Source organism: Bradyrhizobium iriomotense (assembly GCF_030160715.1).
Taxonomy (GTDB): domain Bacteria; phylum Pseudomonadota; class Alphaproteobacteria; order Rhizobiales; family Xanthobacteraceae; genus Bradyrhizobium; species Bradyrhizobium iriomotense.
Window position 1 is genome coordinate 360,331 of the sequence record NZ_BSOW01000002.1, and the last position, 15,363, is coordinate 375,693.

Genomic DNA, 15,363 nt, shown 5'->3' on the forward strand with positions numbered 1-15,363 from the left:
GGCTCGGCAGCCGCGACGGGAAAGCGCCAATGCTTCGCACCGTGGAGCGGATGGTTTCGGCAACGACACCAAAATTTCATGTGCAGCCATGAAGGGGAAACAAGAAATGAAGACATTTCTCAGCATCGGAGCGGGCCCGGGAATGGGTTTCGCGACCGCTGAACGCTTTGCCAAAGAAGGTTTCCAAGTGGTTTTGGCCGCTCGGACGATCGCCAAGACGCGAGAGCTGGCCGAACGGCTGGTATCAAAAGGATACAAGGCTGACGGTCGCAGAGTGGACGCAAGCGATCCGAAGAGCGTTGCAGAACTGGTCGCTGAAGTTCAGAAGCAGCACGGCCCAATCGACGTCTTGCACTACAACGCCGCATCGGCACGCAAGGCAACCCTCTCTGAACAGCCGCGCGACAGCTTCAACAGCGATCTCGCTGTGAACATCGGCGGAGCACTAGTCGCCGCTCAGGCTGTCGCGCCGAAGATGGAAGACCAAAAGTCCGGTACGATCCTGCTGACCGGAGGTGGCTTCGCACTCGCTCCCAGCCCGGACTATCTCTCGGTCAGCATCGGCAAGGCCGGCATTCGCGCTTTGGCTCACGGACTTTTCGAACCGTTCCGGGAAAGGGGAATTCACGTTGCGACAGTAACTGTCTTCGCCTTTGTTTCCCCGGAATCGAAGGAAGCCTCATCGGTGGCCGAACACTTCTGGCATCTGTACAGCCAGCCGAGGGACTCCTGGACCGTCGAAGCGAACTACCCGGTGAGCGCATGACGATGGAAGCAATTCAGGGCGTTGCCAACTACGCCAATGTGGGTCCCGCCGGCAAGAAGACTTGGACATGGCTGCGCTTCAAATCCGCGGAACCTGCATCGCCCTGCGCGATGGGCGTAGTCGCAAGTGTTGGCAGCAATCGCTCTACAGGTAGGGCAATCGCCCTGGCGCAGTCGCAGCTCCGATCAGCTAGATCACCATAGCGCCCACATCCAACCGGATGGAGAAAACAGCAACTTAGAAAGGAATCGAGACCGGTGACACGCCCGGCTTCGAAAGCCAGCAACAGAGATTGAGCTGAGACCTCGCGTTTCGGGCTTTCTGAACAAACAGCCTTAGGCACAGAAAGACGTTGGTCCAACAGACGTCATGCAGAGCTGGACGATAGCGCGAGGGTCATTCCGTCCAAGACCGCAGCACCAATTGACAAACGATATCGATCACGGAAATCAAGGAGACGCCATCATGTCAAAGCTTGAAATGCTGACTCCCCAGAATAGCGCCATCGCTCTGATCGATTATCAGCCTGCGATGTACCAGGGCGTGCAGTCGCACGATCGTCTGGTCGTCTTCAACAACATCCAGGTCCTGGCAAAGGCGGCAAAGCTGTTCAAGGTTCCGACGGTGCTGACCACAGTCGCGAAGGACAGCTTCTCCGGTCCCTTCATGCCCGAAGTCACGGACTTGTTTCCCAGTCACGACATCATCGACCGTACCTCGATGAACTCCTGGCTCGATGCGGGCTTCCGCAAGGCGGTTGCCGCCACCGGCCGCACGAAGTTCGTCATCGCCGGCCTCTGGACCGAGGCCTGCGTGATGTTCCCAACCCTGGACATGCTGCGCGAGGGCTACGAGATTTACATACCGGCCGATGCCTGCGGCGATCTCTCGATGGAGGCGCATAACCGCTCGATGGAGCGCGCGATTCAGGCCGGCGCTATCCCGATCACGTCCTGTCAGTATGTCTTCGAACTCCAGCAGGATTGGGCGCGCGCGGAGACCTACGAAGGCGTTATGGACATTCTGCGAGCGCACTCGCCCTACGGCATCCAGGTCCGCTTCTCGAAATGGGCGCTCGGCGAGCACGCCTCGGAGGGCGGCGCCAAGGCAGCCTGACAAGGTTTGGCGAAGCATCGATACGCGCCGGCGGAGAGAGCAGCCGACAAGGAGAGAGTCATGAAGGTCTACGTCCTGTCTCTCGGTGCCGGCATCCTCGTCGGCGTGATCTACAGCCTCCTCAATGTGCGATCGCCGGCCCCGCCGCTGGTGGCGCTGGTGGGCCTGCTCGGCATCCTCGTCGGCGAACAGGCGATCCCGGTCAGCAAGCAGATCATGGCCGGCTCAGGGCTATCAGCGGCCTGGCGGCAGGCGAAATGTGCGCCGCACATGTTCGGAATGCTACCAGGCCGGCATGCCGGCGGCGAAGCCTCAACCGTCAACACCGCGGAGAAGGCATCATGAGCACTCCAGATATCATTCTTCATCGCGGTCTTTTCACCACATTGGATCGCTCTAACCCGGCCGCGAGCGCCGTCGCCATCAAGGACGGTGTGTTCATGGCTGTAGCTCACGACAGGGAGGTGATGAAGCTGGCCGGTCCTTCGACCAGTATCATCGACCTGAAAGGAAGGCGGGTGTTGCCGGGGTTGATCGATAACCATCTCCACATCATTCGCGGCGGCCTCAACTTCAACATGGAGCTACGCTGGGACGGTGTGCGGTCGCTGGCCGATGCCATGGCGATGCTGCGAAAGCAGGCCGCAATCACCCCGCCACCACAATGGGTACGGGTTGTTGGCGGCTTCACCGAGCATCAATTCGCCGAAAGGCGGCTGCCGACCATCGACGAACTCAACGCGGCTGCGCCGGACACGCCGGTCTTCATCCTGCATCTCTATGACCGTGCCCTTCTCAACGCCGCCGCGATGCGCGCGGTCGGTTATGGAAAGAACACGCCCGAGCCGCCTGGCGGTGAGATCGTGCGCGACGCAAAGGGCAATCCGACCGGCCTCCTGCTCGCCAAGCCGAACGCCAACATCCTCTATGCGACGCTGGCGAGGGGTCCGAAGCTGCCATTCGACTATCAGGTGAGCTCGACCAGGCATTTCATGCGAGAACTGAACCGGTTCGGCGTCACGGGTGCGATCGATGCCGGCGGCGGCTTTCAGAACTATCCGGAGGACTATGCCGTCATCCAGAAGCTGTCCGACGAAGGGCATCTGACGATTCGCCTTGCCTACAATCTGTTCACGCAAAAGCCGAAGGGCGAGAAGCAGGATTTCCTGAACTGGACCAGCACGTCAAAATACAAGCAGGGTACCGATTACTTCCGCCACAATGGCGCCGGCGAGATGCTGGTGTTCTCGGCCGCCGACTTCGAGGATTTCCGCGTGACGCGGCCGGACATGCCGCCGGAAATGGAAGGCGAGCTGGAAGAGGTCGTGCGTGTCCTCGTGCAGAACAAATGGCCGTGGCGGCTGCACGCTACCTATGACGAGACGATTTCGCGCGCGCTCGATGTGTTCGAGAAGGTCGATCAGGACATGCCGCTCGATGGCCTGCACTGGTTCTTCGATCACGCCGAGACGATTTCCGACCAATCGATCGACCGTATCGCCGCGCTCGGTGGCGGCATCGCCGTACAGCATCGCATGGCCTATCAGGGCGAATATTTCGTCGAGCGCTACGGCATCGGCGCTGCGGAAGCGACACCGCCGGTGAAGAAGATGCTCGACAAGGGCGTCAAGGTGTCCGCCGGCACCGATGCCACCCGCGTAGCCTCCTATAATCCCTGGGTGTCGCTGTCCTGGCTGGTCACCGGCCGCACCGTTGCCGGACTACGTATCACGCCTCAGCGCAATTGCCTCGATCGCGAGACGGCGCTGCGGATGTGGACGGAGAACGTCACCTGGTTCTCCAACGAGGAAGGCAAGAAGGGCCACATCGAGGTGGGACAGTTCGCCGACCTGATGGTGCCGGACCGTGACTACTTCTCCTGTTCGGAGGCCGAGATTGCGGACACGACCAGTGATCTCACGATCGTCGGCGGCAAGATCGTCTACGGCGCCGGCGATTTCGCATCCTTCGACAAGGCCACGCCGCCACCGGCCATGCCGGATTGGTCGCCGGCGCGGACCTTTGGCGGCTATGGCGCCTGGGCCGAGAAAGGGCCGGCACGCGCCGCATGCATCCAGGCCGCGCAATTCTGCGGCTGCTCCAACAGTTGCGGCGTCCACGGCCACGATCATGCACGGGCGTGGTCGAGCAGGATCCCGACGTCCGACCTCAAGAGCTTCTGGGGCGCGCTCGGCTGCGCCTGCTGGGCGGTGTGAGATGGCCGCGCGAGCTGACACGCCTCATTGGGTGGGAGCGATCCTCTTCTGGCCGTCGCTATGGCCTCTGGCGCGGCTTGCGTTGGTCTCCGCCTATCTGATCGGAGGCTTCAGCAAGCTCTTCGACTTCGCTGGCGCGATCGCCGAGCAGGAGCATTTCGGACTGCACCCCGGCTGGCTCTGGGCGAGCGTGGTCATCGTCGTGGAGATCGTCGGTTCGGCGCTGGTCTTGGCCGGCCGCTGGGTCTGGCTCGGCGCAGGCGGACTCGGTGTTCTGACCGCGGTCGCAATGCTGACGGCCAACAATTTTTGGGCCATGACCGGCCATGACCGCTTCATGGCCCTCAATGGCTTCTTCGAACATCTCGGCCTGATCGCGGGACTCGTCCTCGTGTCGCAGGCTACCAGCAAACCCGCCTGACGATCAGGGAGATCGACATGACCGCACGCCGACATCTCGCAAGCCTGCTGCTCGCCGCCAGCCTCGTCATGCCGCTTGCCACGCAGGCGCGCGACGCCGGCGCCAACACCGTCTATGGCGTCGGCGCGCAATACGACACCACGCATGTCTATGTCGCCCCGGACGATGTCGACAGGTTCGTGACAAGCTTCCTCGCCACCTTCGGCGGCAAGAGTACCAAACAGGTGGTGGCGACCGTGACGCCTACGCCGAGCAGCACCACCTCGCAGTTGCTGCAGACGCCGGTAGGTACCGTCTCGCTGTTCGGCTTCAAGACGCCGATCCCCTATCCCTTTGGTGCGGAGCGCACCGGCTATCTCGTGACCGATATCGACGCCGCGGTGAAGGCGGCGCAGGCTGCCGGTGCCGATGTGCTGGTGGCGACCTTCCCCGATCCGATCGGTCGCGACGTCTTGATCCAGTGGCCAGGCGGGATCAACATGCAGCTCTATTGGCACACGACCAAGCCCAACTACGCGGCGTTTGAGACCGTCCCGGAGAACCGGGTCTATGTATCGCCCGAGCGCGCCGATGTTTTCACCAGAAGCTTCCTGCGGTTCTCGCATGGTAAGGTCGTCTCCGATGATGCGCGGGCGCCGGGAATCGAGATCGGCCGGGTGGAAGACTCATTCCGCCGGATTCGCATCGAATCAATCTTCGGCAAGATGACGGTCTTTGTCACGGACGGTCACCTAGCATACCCCTATGGGCGCGAACTGACGGGCTATGAGGTCAAGGACCTCAACGACACCATCGCCAAGGCCAGGGCCTCAGGCGCCACCGTGCTGGTCGAGCCCTTTGCCGCGGACCATCGGCAATCGGCTATGGTGCAGTTTCCGGGGGGATACATCGCCGAAATCCACGCGGCCGCGAAATAGTTGCATCCTTGCTACTGCGTCGCGCGGCGGGAACCTCTAGGCTCGATAAGAGCATGGTCAGGTCCGATGCCAATCACGAGTTCACCAGGACAATTCCTCGCAGCGCTTCTGCCGGCGCTCGCGGGGCTTTGTTTGTCAGTTTCGCCCATGTTAGCGGGCGATCCATCGTCTGTGCCGCAACGACCCGCCATCATGTTCAACAGATGGCAAGAGGATTGGTCGGTGCTCGCGGATCCGCGGGTTCCGCGTCAGCCATTCGACCAATTCAAGTACATACCGTTGTCCGACACCGATCGCGACACCTATCTCTCGTTCGGCGCAGGCACACGCGAGCGGTTCGAGTCCAACAACGCTGCTGGCTTCGGTACCGGCTCGAACGGTAGCCAGAATTATGTCATCAGCCGAAACGAATTCCACGCAGATCTCCGCATAGCCAATCAGATACAGGCGTTCGTGCAATTTCAGGCCGACTACGCGCCGTGGAAGACCATGTTAACGCCGGTAGATCGAGACAAACTCGATCTAGAGCAGGCCTTCGTCGTATTGACCGAGCCTATAGGGGGCGGAACGCTTAAGCTGAGGGCCGGCCGCCAACAATTCGCCTTCGACCTGCAACGATTCGTGTCCGTCCGCGACGGTCCCAACGTTCGACAATCCTATGACGCCGGCTGGGCGGATTATGAGAATGGGCCGTGGCGGTTCATCACTTTTTACAGCCTTCCGGTTCAGGTTCGGGACGTAACCATTTTCGATGATTACAGCAGCGTCACCAAGCAGACCTTCGGGATGGCACGGACGGAGTATAAATTTTCCGAGTCCCTGTTCATCGCCGGCTACTATGCCAATTTCACGCAGGCGAATGCGCAGTTTGCGAACGCGTCGGGCGACGAGCGGCGAGATATCTTCGATGTCCATCTGAATGGCAAAGCTAATCATTTCGATTTTGACTTCGAAGTGATGAACCAGTCAGGACGCATCGGCATCGAGCCGATCGAGGCCTGGGCTGTCGGGGCACTCGCCGGCTACACCTTCGCCGACGTGAACTGGAGCCCAAGGATGGGTATCCAGTTCGACGCGGCGTCCGGCGACGGCAATACCAAACAGAACTTCGGAACATTCAATCCGCTTTTTCCCAACGGCTATTACTTCACGCTTGCGAGCTACACTGGATACGCCAACCTCATCCACATCAAGCCATCCCTGATACTGACCCCGACTTCGTCGCTGAAGATCATGATCGCCGCAGCGGCTCAATGGCGTCAAACTACGGCCGACGCCGTCTACACCCAGCCCGATATAGCCGTGCCGAAAACCGCCGGCCGGCCCGGCGCATATACCGGTAGCTACGGTCAGGTTCGGCTCGACTGGACCATCGACCGGGCGACTTCGTTCGCCGTCGAGGCCGTCCATTTCAAGATCGGCGATGCATTGCGCAATGCTGGAGGTCACGATTCGAACTATCTCGGTGTCGAGATCAAGCGCGGATGGTAGACACGGTCCATTGTCCAACGGCTACTTTTTGGCGAGGTTTGAGGACCTTCGGCACTGAACGTTTGTAGAAGCGTTCGCTGTCGCTGCGGACCCATACCCCGCAGTTCTGAAGGAAGCCATGGAATTGAGCGCTCCCAGCCCGGGCGAGCGGAAACATTGCATGATCTTGTGGCGCATGCGTTAGCAGCAATCGTAGCAATCGCTCGACAGGTATGGCAATCGCTCTGGCGCAGCCGCCACTCCGATCCGCTAGGTCATCACGGTGCCCATATCCAACCGGGCGGAGAAAGAGGATGATCGGGAAAAACATCGTCAGATCCCGAGCGATCGCGTCGGATTTTTCGCGCTGGTCCGCAATGTCTGGTTTTGCCCGCGAGACGGCTGAGACCGCCTTCGACTTCGCAGGCATCCTTTACAACCTGGTTATGGACGTACGCGATTGCTACCGGCCCGAGTTGCACTACATGCGTGGGCCCGGTCCGAAGTGGCGCGCGAAACATCAACAGTGCAACTAACGACAACGGAGGATCAAAGCATGAAGATCGTCGTGATCGGTGGCACCGGCCTGATCGGCTCGAAGACCGTCGCCATTCTGCGCCAACGCGGCCACGAGGTCGTGCCCGCATCGCCCCAAAGCGGGATCAACACCATCACCGGCGAAGGGCTCAAGGAGGCCATGGTCGATACTCAGGTGGTGATCGACCTTTCCAATTCGCCATCATTTGAAGACAAACGGGTGCTGGAATTCTTCGAGACCTCCGGCCGCAACCTTTTAGCCGCGGAGGCCTCGGCAAACGTCCGGCACCATGTCGCGTTATCAATTGTCGCAATCGATCGGACGGATAATGGCTATTTCCGTGCCAAGGTTGCCCAAGAGAAACTGATCAAGGCCGCCGGCATCCCATACACCATCGTTCGCTCGACCCAGTTCATGGAGTTCCTCCGTGCAATCGCCGATTCAAGCGCGGCTGGAAACGGAGTGAGGATCTCGTCCGGCCTGTTCCAGCCCATTGCTGCGGATGACGTTGCTGCCAACGTTGCTGATGTGGCGCTCGCGCCGCCGCGCAACGGTATTGTCGAGATCGCCGGCCCAGAACGAGCGCCGTTCAACGAAATTGTCGCCCGCTATCTGAAGGCAGTCGGCGACCCGCGTGAGGTCGTGCGCGACCCGGAAGCCCGATACTTCGGTAGCCGGGTCGAGGAGCACTCGCTCGTGCCATTGGGCGAGGCGCGCCTCGGCCGCATTGGTCTCGACGAGTGGCTCCGCCGCTCGCAGGCAGCAGCCTGATTCCGCATCGAAGGTACGCCCAGTCCGATACGAACGAGCCCCGGGCAACAAACGAAAGAGGCGATCATGACGATCAAACTCGTTGCATTGGCTGTTCTGTGCCTCATGACCGGCACAGCCGCAGCTCAGCAGCCTAAGATCACGTCACTCATGTCTGAGGATCTTCCAGAGAGTCCCGGCAGGGAAGCTCTGATGATCACAGTCGAGCATGCTCCAGGCGAGTCGACCGCTATCCACCGACACAATGCACATGCGTTTGTCTACGTGCTGGAGGGCTCCGTCGTGATGCAGTTGAAGGGTGGGCAACAGGTGACACTGTCACCTGGGCAGACCTTCTATGAAGGCCCCAGTGATGTCCATGTCGTCGACCGGAACGCAAGCGACACCAAGCCGGCAAAATTCCTGGTGCTCTTGATCAAAGACAAGGACGCACCAGCGCTCGTGCCCGCACAGTGACTGTTGCTCCCGACTGCTGAAACGGCATTGCCGTCGCGTCCAAGCGGGGAGTCGGATGTACCGCGGGAAGGAACACGAAGTCGCGCGTGGTTAGCCGATTAAAGCTATTGGCGTGCCGCGGCATGTCGCCGCGAGACTACCGATTGGCGATCCCTAAAGGGTTGCCTCAGCCAGCTTGCAGCTCCCGCCGGATTGCCCCTCGGCGCGAGATGCAAGAGACCCGAGGCCGAGCGCCTGTCCCCCGAGACGCTCTTGCGCCGCTTTAAGGAAACGCGACGCCGGGTCACTGGGCCGGTGACGTCAGTCACCGGCCCTTTGTCGATGGACTTAATGATCGCCTGCCAGCATCGAGCGACCTCCAAGCCTACTGCGGGCTTTTTTCGAACCGCTCCGCGAAAAGAAGTTCAGGTCGCGACATTAACTGTCTCCGCCTTTGTTTCCCTGGAATCGAAATAAGCGTCGGTGGCCGAACACTTCTGGCCTCTGTCCAGACAGCCGAGGGACTCCCGGATCGTCGAAGCGAACTGCTCCCCCGCGAGCGCATAATGATCGATCGTCTCGATTTCGGCCGCGCTTGGCCATTCGGCGCAGATCGCTTTCGCTGCAGCGCTCAGAAAATGCCGGAGAGTAGAGGCGCAGACTTCGGCAGCAATCACTCTACAGGTACGGCAATCGCTCTGGCGCAGCCGCGCTTCCGTTCTGATAGGTCATCACGGTGTCCACAGCCAACCGGATGGAGAAAAAAGATGATCTGGGAGAGCATCGACAGATCCCGTGCGATCGCACCGCGTTTTTCGCTCTGGGAGCGCGACGTGGCGATGGTCGACGAGGTCGCCAAGAAGACCAAGCAGGAGGTCAACACCGTCTGGATCTATCCGCCGCGCCCCGAGCGTGCCGCAGCGCTGGCCTCGACTGATCCGGAGCGTGTCACTGATGTGACTGGCTCCTCCTAACCCTTCACGCGAAACGGGCCGCGCTTGCCTCGGCGAAGCGCGACCCGTGCACCTCTGACCACTCCGGAGAACAACCACGATGAAAGACGAGACCGTGCGCGCGACAGCGTTCGCAATGCCAATAGCGAACCCGGCCTTTCCCGCCGGCCCCTATCGCTTCGTCAACCGCGAATACTTTATCATCCAGTATCGGACCGATCCTGATGCGCTGCGTCGCATCGTGCCGGAGCCGCTGGCGATCACCGATCCCGTGGTGAACTACGAATTCATCCGCATGCCCGACTCGACCGGCTTCGGCGACTACACCGAAAGCGGTCAGGTCATCCCGGTATCATTTCAGGGCCAGGCCGGCAGTTTCGTCCACCAGATGTTCCTCAACGACCATCCACCGATCGCGGGCGGTCGCGAGTTGTGGGGCTTCCCCAAGAAGCTGGCGCAACCGAAGCTCGCCGTTGAGATCGACACGCTGGTCGGTACGTTGAACTACGGCTCGGTCCGCATCGCGACCGGCACTATGGGCTACAAGCACCGCCCCCTCGATGCTGTTGCCGAAGCAAAGAAACTCGCCGCTCCGAATTTCCTGCTCAAGATCATCCCGCATGTCGACGGCACGGCGCGCATTTGCGAGCTGGTGCGCTTCCATTGCGAGGACATCAACGTGAAGGGCGCCTGGACCGGGCCAGCTGCGCTCGACCTGTACTCGCACGCACTTGCCCCGATCGCTGAGCTGCCGGTCCTACAGGTACTCTCGGCCAAGCACGTCGTTGCCGACCTGACGCTCGGGCTTGGCACCGTGGTGCATGACTATCTGTCCGCGGGCGTGACCGCGCGACGACGCGAGTCGCCTTCCGGAATCCTCATCGAAGCGAATGCGGGCTGATCGGATCAGCCACAATGCAGGGAGCTTTGGCCATGTTGAACGTGATACGCGAGCAAACCCATCCTGTGACGCAGCGCACCAACGAGCTGCCCTATGATGTCATCGCCCTGGTGCTGCAGGGCGGCGGCGCGCTCGGCGCCTATCAGGCCGGCGTCTACGAGGGCATGCACGAAGCCGGCATCCGCCCGAACTGGCTGGCCGGCATTTCCATCGGCGCGCTCAATGCCGCCATTATCGCGGGCTCGCCCGAAGATGAGCGTGTGGCACGCCTGCGCGAATTCTGGGAGACCATCTGCGCCTTTTCGATCGAATGGCCAGCCGGCGAAGGCCTGGTCGACGCTTTGCCCTTTGCGTTCGACATCCACTCGGTGCGCAACGCGCTGGCGGCGACGAGGGCCCTGGTCCAGGGCCAGCCTGGCTTCTTCAAGCCGCGGTTCCCCCCGCCGCTCTTTTCGCCCTTCACAGGCGATGCCGCGACCAGCTTCTACGACACGGCACCGCTGCACCGGACGCTGGAGAAGCTCGTTGATTTCGACCGGCTAAACTCCGGCGAAGTGCGCGTCAGCGTCGGCGCGGTCAACGTCCGCAGCGGCAACCTCACTTATTTCGACACCGCTGAACGCCGGCTTGGGCCAAAACACTTCATGGCGTCCGGCGCGCTACCACCGGGGTTCCCCGCTGTCGAGATCGAAGCCGAGCATTACTGGGACGGCGGTGTCGTGTCGAACACGCCTCTCTCCCGCGTGTTGTCGGGCGATGCGCGTGACACGCTGACCTTTCAGATCGACCTCTGGTCCGCAAGGGGCCGCGTTCCCCACGACATGATGGAGGTGTCGAGCCGGCAGAAGGACATCCAGTACTCGAGCCGCACGCGCGCCGTCACCGACCAAGCGCTCCGGATGCAGAAGATGCGCCTGGCATTGCAGCGGACACTCGAGAAGCTGCCGGCAAACGCGAAGGAGGATCCGGAAATCCGCGCGATCGCGGACCTGGCCCGCCATCGCTCCCACAACATCATTCACCTGATCTATCAGTCTAAACTCAATGAAGGTCATTCGAAGGACTACGAGTTCGGCCTGAGCGCGATGCGCAGGCATTGGCAGAGCGGGTTGGAAGACATCCGCCGCACGCTGTCCGATCCGCGTCGCCTCGACCCGCCGTCTCCCGAGCTCGGTATCGTCACCCACGACATCCACCGACGCGATTGAGTTTCGTCGCCCCCTAAAGGTTTCGGAGAATGCCATGTCGACTGTTTCTTATGCAGCTGAACAGAAGGCCAAGACCCGTCTTTCTCCGTCGCGTCAGGCGATCCGGCGCGCAGCGCTCGCGTTCGCCGCTGCCCTCGGTGTCGCCGGAATTACCGCTTTCGGTCACTACTACGTCACGACCGGCCGCTATCTGGAAACGACCGACGATGCCTATGTGAAGGCGGACTCCACGATCATCGCGCCGAAGGTGTCCGGCTACATCGCCGAGGTTCTCGTCGCTGACAACGAGCCGGTGAAGGCCGGCCAGGTTTTGGCCCGGATCGACGACCGCGATTTCAAGACCGCGTTGAACCAGGCCAAGGCCGATGTCGCCGCCTCCCAGGCAGCCATCCGCAATCTCGACGCCCAGATCGAATTGCAGGAACCGCTGATCCAGCAACAGGCGGCGGAGGTCGACGCTGTCGAAGCCAATTTGAAATTCGCCTGGCAGGAGCGCGCCCGCTACGACGATCTGATGAAGTCGGGTGCAGGCACAGTTCAACGCGCGCAACAGACTGACGCGGCGTTGCGTTCGCAGACGGCGCAGCTGCAGCAGGGTAAGGCGGGCTTGATCGCCGCCAACAAGAAGATCGAGGTGCTCTCGACCCAACGCGCCCAGGCCGTCGCACAGCGCGATCGCGCGCGCGCGGTGGAGCAGCAGGCCGCATTGAATCTCTCCTATACCGGCATCACCGCGCCGATCGACGGCACGATCGGCGCGCGCTCGCTGCGAGTCGGCCAGTTCGTGCAGGCCGGTACGCAGTTGATGACTGTCGTTCCGCTCGATGCCGTATACGTCATCGCCAACTTCAAGGAGACGCAGCTCACCCATGTACGCAACGGTCAGCTGGTCGAGCTGACGATCGACAGCTTCCGAGACACCAAGCTGCGCGGCCACGTCGACAGCCTGTCGCCGGCCAGCGGCCTCGAGTTCGCGCTGCTGCCGCCGGACAACGCCACCGGCAACTTTACCAAGATCGTGCAGCGTGTACCGGTGAAGATTGTGCTCGACGACCACAGGCTGGCTGGCCTGCTCCGCCCGGGCATGTCGGCCGAGCCGACCGTCAACACCAAGTCGGCCGTTGTCGCAGAACGCGAAGCCAAAGAGCGCCTCGCCTCGAGCGACCCCAAGCCCCGCAGCTGAATGCCCTCGCACGCAACGAGCAGACGCTCATGACTACGCTCCAACCGACTGCCAATGCCGTTCCCGCCGGCGATGACGGGCGGCCCGTCGAGGTCCCGGCGATTTTCGTCTCCGCAAGAACGTGGCTCGCGGTGATCGGCGCTACACTCGGCGCCTTCATGGCGGTGCTCAACATCCAGATTGTCAATTGCCTCACTTGCCGACATCCAGGGCGGGATTGGCGCGGGCTTCGATGACGGCGGCTGGATCTCGACCTCCTATCTGATCGCCGAGATTGTGGTAATCCCGCTGAGCGGCTGGCTCGCCCAGGTGTTCTCGATCCGCCTCTACCTTCTGACGAACGCTTTCCTCTTTCTGGTGTTCTCGGCGGCGTGTGCGCTGGCGCAGGACCTGCCGCAGATGATTGTGCTGCGCGCCGTGCAGGGATTCACCGGTGGGGTGCTGATCCCGATGGCGTTCACGCTGATCATCACATTGTTGCCGAAGGCGAAGCAGCCGATCGGGCTCGCCTTGTTTGCGATCTCCGCGACATTCGCGCCCGCGATCGGCCCGACGATCGGCGGCTATCTCACCGAGAATTTCGGCTGGGAATATATCTTCTATGTCAATGTCGTGCCGGGCGCGATCATGATCGGCATGCTCTACGTTTCGCTGGAACCAAGCCCGATGAAGCTGTCGCTGCTGCGCGAAGGCGACTGGCCGGGCATCGTCACCATGGCGATCGGCCTAGCCGCACTGCAGACCGTGCTGGAGGAAGGCAACAAGGACGACTGGTTCGGTTCGCCCTTCATTGTCCGCCTCGCCGTGATCGCCGCAGTTGGGCTGACGCTGTTCGTCGCGATCGAATTGATCAGCAAAAAGCCGCTGCTGAACCTGCGCCTTCTGGGTCGCCGCAACTTCGGCTTCGGCGTTCTGGCGAACCTCCTGCTCGGCGTCGCCCTCTACGGATCGGTCTATATCCTGCCGGTCTATCTCTCGCGAATCCAGGGCTACAATTCGGAGCAGATTGGCGAGGTTCTGGCCTGGACTGGATTCCCGCAACTTCTCCTGATTCCGCTGGTGCCGCAGCTGATTAAGCGCATCGATCCGCGCATCGTTATCGGCGTCGGCTTTGCTTTGTTCGCCGGCTCAAACTTCATGAACATCTACATGACAAACGACTATGCGGCCGATCAGCTGTTTTGGCCGAACGTCATCCGTGCCTTTGGTCAGGCGCTTTGTTTCGCGCCTCTCTCAGCGGTCACCACGGCTGGCGTCGAGCCCGAAAATGCAGGGTCTGCATCCGCTCTGTTCAACATGACACGGAATCTGGGCGGCGCAATTGGCATCGCCGCGCTGCAGACTCTACTCACCAAGCGCGAACAGTATCACTCCAACGTGCTTATGCAGTCAGTATCGATGTTCGAACAAGCCACCCGCACCCGGCTCGAACAGCTCACGCAATATTTCATGAACCACGGCGTCATCGATCGCGTTGACGCCATGCACCGCGCCTACGTCGCAGTCGGGCGTGTCGTGCAGAAGCAGGCCTTTATCCTCGCCTTCAGCGACACCTTTTACACGCTGGGCGTGGCGCTTCTCGTCGCGCTGCTGGCAGGCCTCTTTCTCAGGAAGCCTGACCGTCTCGACGCTGGCGGCGCGCACTAATCATCCGTCCAATCACTCCACGTTGAAAGGAAATCCCATGTTGGAAGGTAAGGTAGCCATCCTCACCGGATCGACCAGCGGCATCGGGCTCGGTGTCGCCAAAGAGCTCGCCAAGCTTGGTGCCGACATCGTACTGAATGGGTTTGGCGACGCCGCCGAGATCGAGAAGATTCGCAGCGGCATCGAACGCGAATGCGGCGTGCGCGTTGCTTATGACGGCGCCAACATGTCGGAGGGCGAGGCCGTCCGCGGCTTGATCGAGACGACGATCGAGAAGTTCGGACGTCTCGACATCCTCGTCAACAATGCCGGCATCCAATACACCGCACCAGTGGATGAATTCCCGACCGCCAAGTGGCACGCCATCCTCGACATCAATCTGTCGGCGGCGTTCCACGGCATCGCTACGGCCGTGCCGCATATGAAAAAGCAGCGCTGGGGGCGGATCGTCAACATCGCCTCCGCGCACGGCCTAGTCGGTTCGACACACAAGGCCGCCTACGTCGCGGCCAAACATGGCCTGGTCGGCCTTACAAAGGTGGTCGGCCTTGAGACCGCCGGCAGCGGCGTGACGTGCAACGCGGTGTGTCCTGGCTGGGTGCGAACGCCGTTGGTCGAAAACCAGATCAGCAACATCGCCGCGCAAAAGCAAATTACTCAGAAGGAGGCGGCCAAGGAGATTTTGGCTGAGAAGCAGCCGTCTCTGGAGTTTGTATCTCCCACGCAGCTTGGGGGCACCGTGGCCTTCCTCTGTTCGTCTGCGGCAGACCAGATCACGGGCACGGCAATCTCCGTCGACGGCGGCTGGACCGCGCAGTAAG

Annotated in this window: 15 protein-coding genes and 2 pseudogenes; 16 read left to right on the forward strand and 1 reads right to left on the reverse strand. The window is 61.3% G+C overall.

The genetic code is table 11. The features are described 5' to 3' along the window. The first annotated feature begins 106 nt into the window (after nucleotides 1-106). The 10 genes from QQL28_RS03915 (at nucleotide 107) to QQL28_RS03960 (ending at nucleotide 8,671) form a co-directional block, all read left to right on the forward strand. Entirely contained in the window at nucleotides 107-766 is a 660-nt protein-coding gene (locus tag QQL28_RS03915) for an SDR family NAD(P)-dependent oxidoreductase (RefSeq protein ID WP_284261303.1), read from the forward strand. Between the two features lie 465 nt (nucleotides 767-1,231). Beyond that, nucleotides 1,232-1,882, forward strand: coding sequence for a hydrolase (locus QQL28_RS03920; protein WP_284261305.1), 651 nt, complete (start codon nucleotides 1,232-1,234; stop codon nucleotides 1,880-1,882). A 60-nt stretch (nucleotides 1,883-1,942) separates the two neighbouring features. Further along, the gene (locus QQL28_RS03925) at nucleotides 1,943-2,227 is read left to right on the forward strand and encodes a XapX domain-containing protein (protein ID WP_284261308.1); all 285 of its coding nucleotides are present in this window, start codon (nucleotides 1,943-1,945) and stop codon (nucleotides 2,225-2,227) included. After that, on the forward strand, nucleotides 2,224-4,098 hold the full coding sequence (locus QQL28_RS03930) for an amidohydrolase (protein ID WP_431309571.1): 1,875 nt from the start codon (nucleotides 2,224-2,226) through the stop codon (nucleotides 4,096-4,098). The genes QQL28_RS03925 and QQL28_RS03930 overlap by 4 nt, the downstream gene beginning before the upstream one ends. A gap of 1 nt (nucleotide 4,099) precedes the next feature. Further along, a complete protein-coding gene (locus QQL28_RS03935; protein ID WP_284261311.1) occupies nucleotides 4,100-4,519 on the forward strand; it encodes a DoxX family protein in 420 nt (139 codons plus the stop codon). A gap of 17 nt (nucleotides 4,520-4,536) precedes the next feature. Then, complete coding sequence (locus tag QQL28_RS03940) at nucleotides 4,537-5,436, forward strand: glyoxalase (protein WP_284261315.1); 900 nt, start codon at nucleotides 4,537-4,539, stop codon at nucleotides 5,434-5,436. Nucleotides 5,437-5,628: 192 nt separating this feature from the next. Beyond that, nucleotides 5,629-6,927, forward strand: a complete 1,299-nt coding sequence (locus QQL28_RS03945) for an alginate export family protein (protein ID WP_284261317.1) — start codon at nucleotides 5,629-5,631, stop codon at nucleotides 6,925-6,927. A 293-nt stretch (nucleotides 6,928-7,220) separates the two neighbouring features. Beyond that, entirely contained in the window at nucleotides 7,221-7,442 is a 222-nt protein-coding gene (locus QQL28_RS03950) for a hypothetical protein (protein ID WP_284261319.1), read from the forward strand. A gap of 20 nt (nucleotides 7,443-7,462) precedes the next feature. Continuing rightward, complete coding sequence (locus QQL28_RS03955; RefSeq protein ID WP_284261321.1) at nucleotides 7,463-8,215, forward strand: SDR family oxidoreductase; 753 nt, start codon at nucleotides 7,463-7,465, stop codon at nucleotides 8,213-8,215. A gap of 66 nt (nucleotides 8,216-8,281) precedes the next feature. Then, nucleotides 8,282-8,671, forward strand: a complete 390-nt coding sequence (locus tag QQL28_RS03960; RefSeq protein ID WP_284261323.1) for a cupin domain-containing protein — start codon at nucleotides 8,282-8,284, stop codon at nucleotides 8,669-8,671. Nucleotides 8,672-9,075: 404 nt separating this feature from the next. Here QQL28_RS03960 and QQL28_RS03965 read toward each other — a convergent pair whose 3' ends face one another. After that, the gene (locus tag QQL28_RS03965) at nucleotides 9,076-9,327 is read right to left on the reverse strand and encodes a hypothetical protein (protein WP_284261325.1); all 252 of its coding nucleotides are present in this window, start codon (nucleotides 9,325-9,327) and stop codon (nucleotides 9,076-9,078) included. Between the two features lie 144 nt (nucleotides 9,328-9,471). On the opposite strand from QQL28_RS03965, the pseudogene QQL28_RS03970 reads away from it, so the two are divergent. The 6 genes and pseudogenes from QQL28_RS03970 to QQL28_RS03995 all read left to right on the forward strand — a co-directional run. Then, nucleotides 9,472-9,624, forward strand: a pseudogene (locus tag QQL28_RS03970) (NAD(P)/FAD-dependent oxidoreductase); the annotation flags it as partial. Nucleotides 9,625-9,703: 79 nt separating this feature from the next. Beyond that, on the forward strand, nucleotides 9,704-10,504 hold the full coding sequence (locus QQL28_RS03975) for an acetoacetate decarboxylase (protein WP_284261327.1): 801 nt from the start codon (nucleotides 9,704-9,706) through the stop codon (nucleotides 10,502-10,504). 32 nt (nucleotides 10,505-10,536) lie between these two features. Then, nucleotides 10,537-11,712: a patatin-like phospholipase family protein gene (locus tag QQL28_RS03980; protein WP_284261329.1), complete on the forward strand. Its 1,176-nt coding sequence runs from the start codon at nucleotides 10,537-10,539 to the stop codon at nucleotides 11,710-11,712. A gap of 34 nt (nucleotides 11,713-11,746) precedes the next feature. Next, entirely contained in the window at nucleotides 11,747-12,895 is a 1,149-nt protein-coding gene (locus tag QQL28_RS03985; RefSeq protein WP_284261331.1) for an HlyD family secretion protein, read from the forward strand. 29 nt (nucleotides 12,896-12,924) lie between these two features. After that, nucleotides 12,925-14,542 (forward strand): annotated as a pseudogene (locus QQL28_RS03990) (MDR family MFS transporter). 37 nt (nucleotides 14,543-14,579) lie between these two features. Next, complete coding sequence (locus QQL28_RS03995; RefSeq protein ID WP_284261333.1) at nucleotides 14,580-15,362, forward strand: 3-hydroxybutyrate dehydrogenase; 783 nt, start codon at nucleotides 14,580-14,582, stop codon at nucleotides 15,360-15,362. The last annotated feature ends 1 nt before the right edge of the window (nucleotide 15,363 follow it).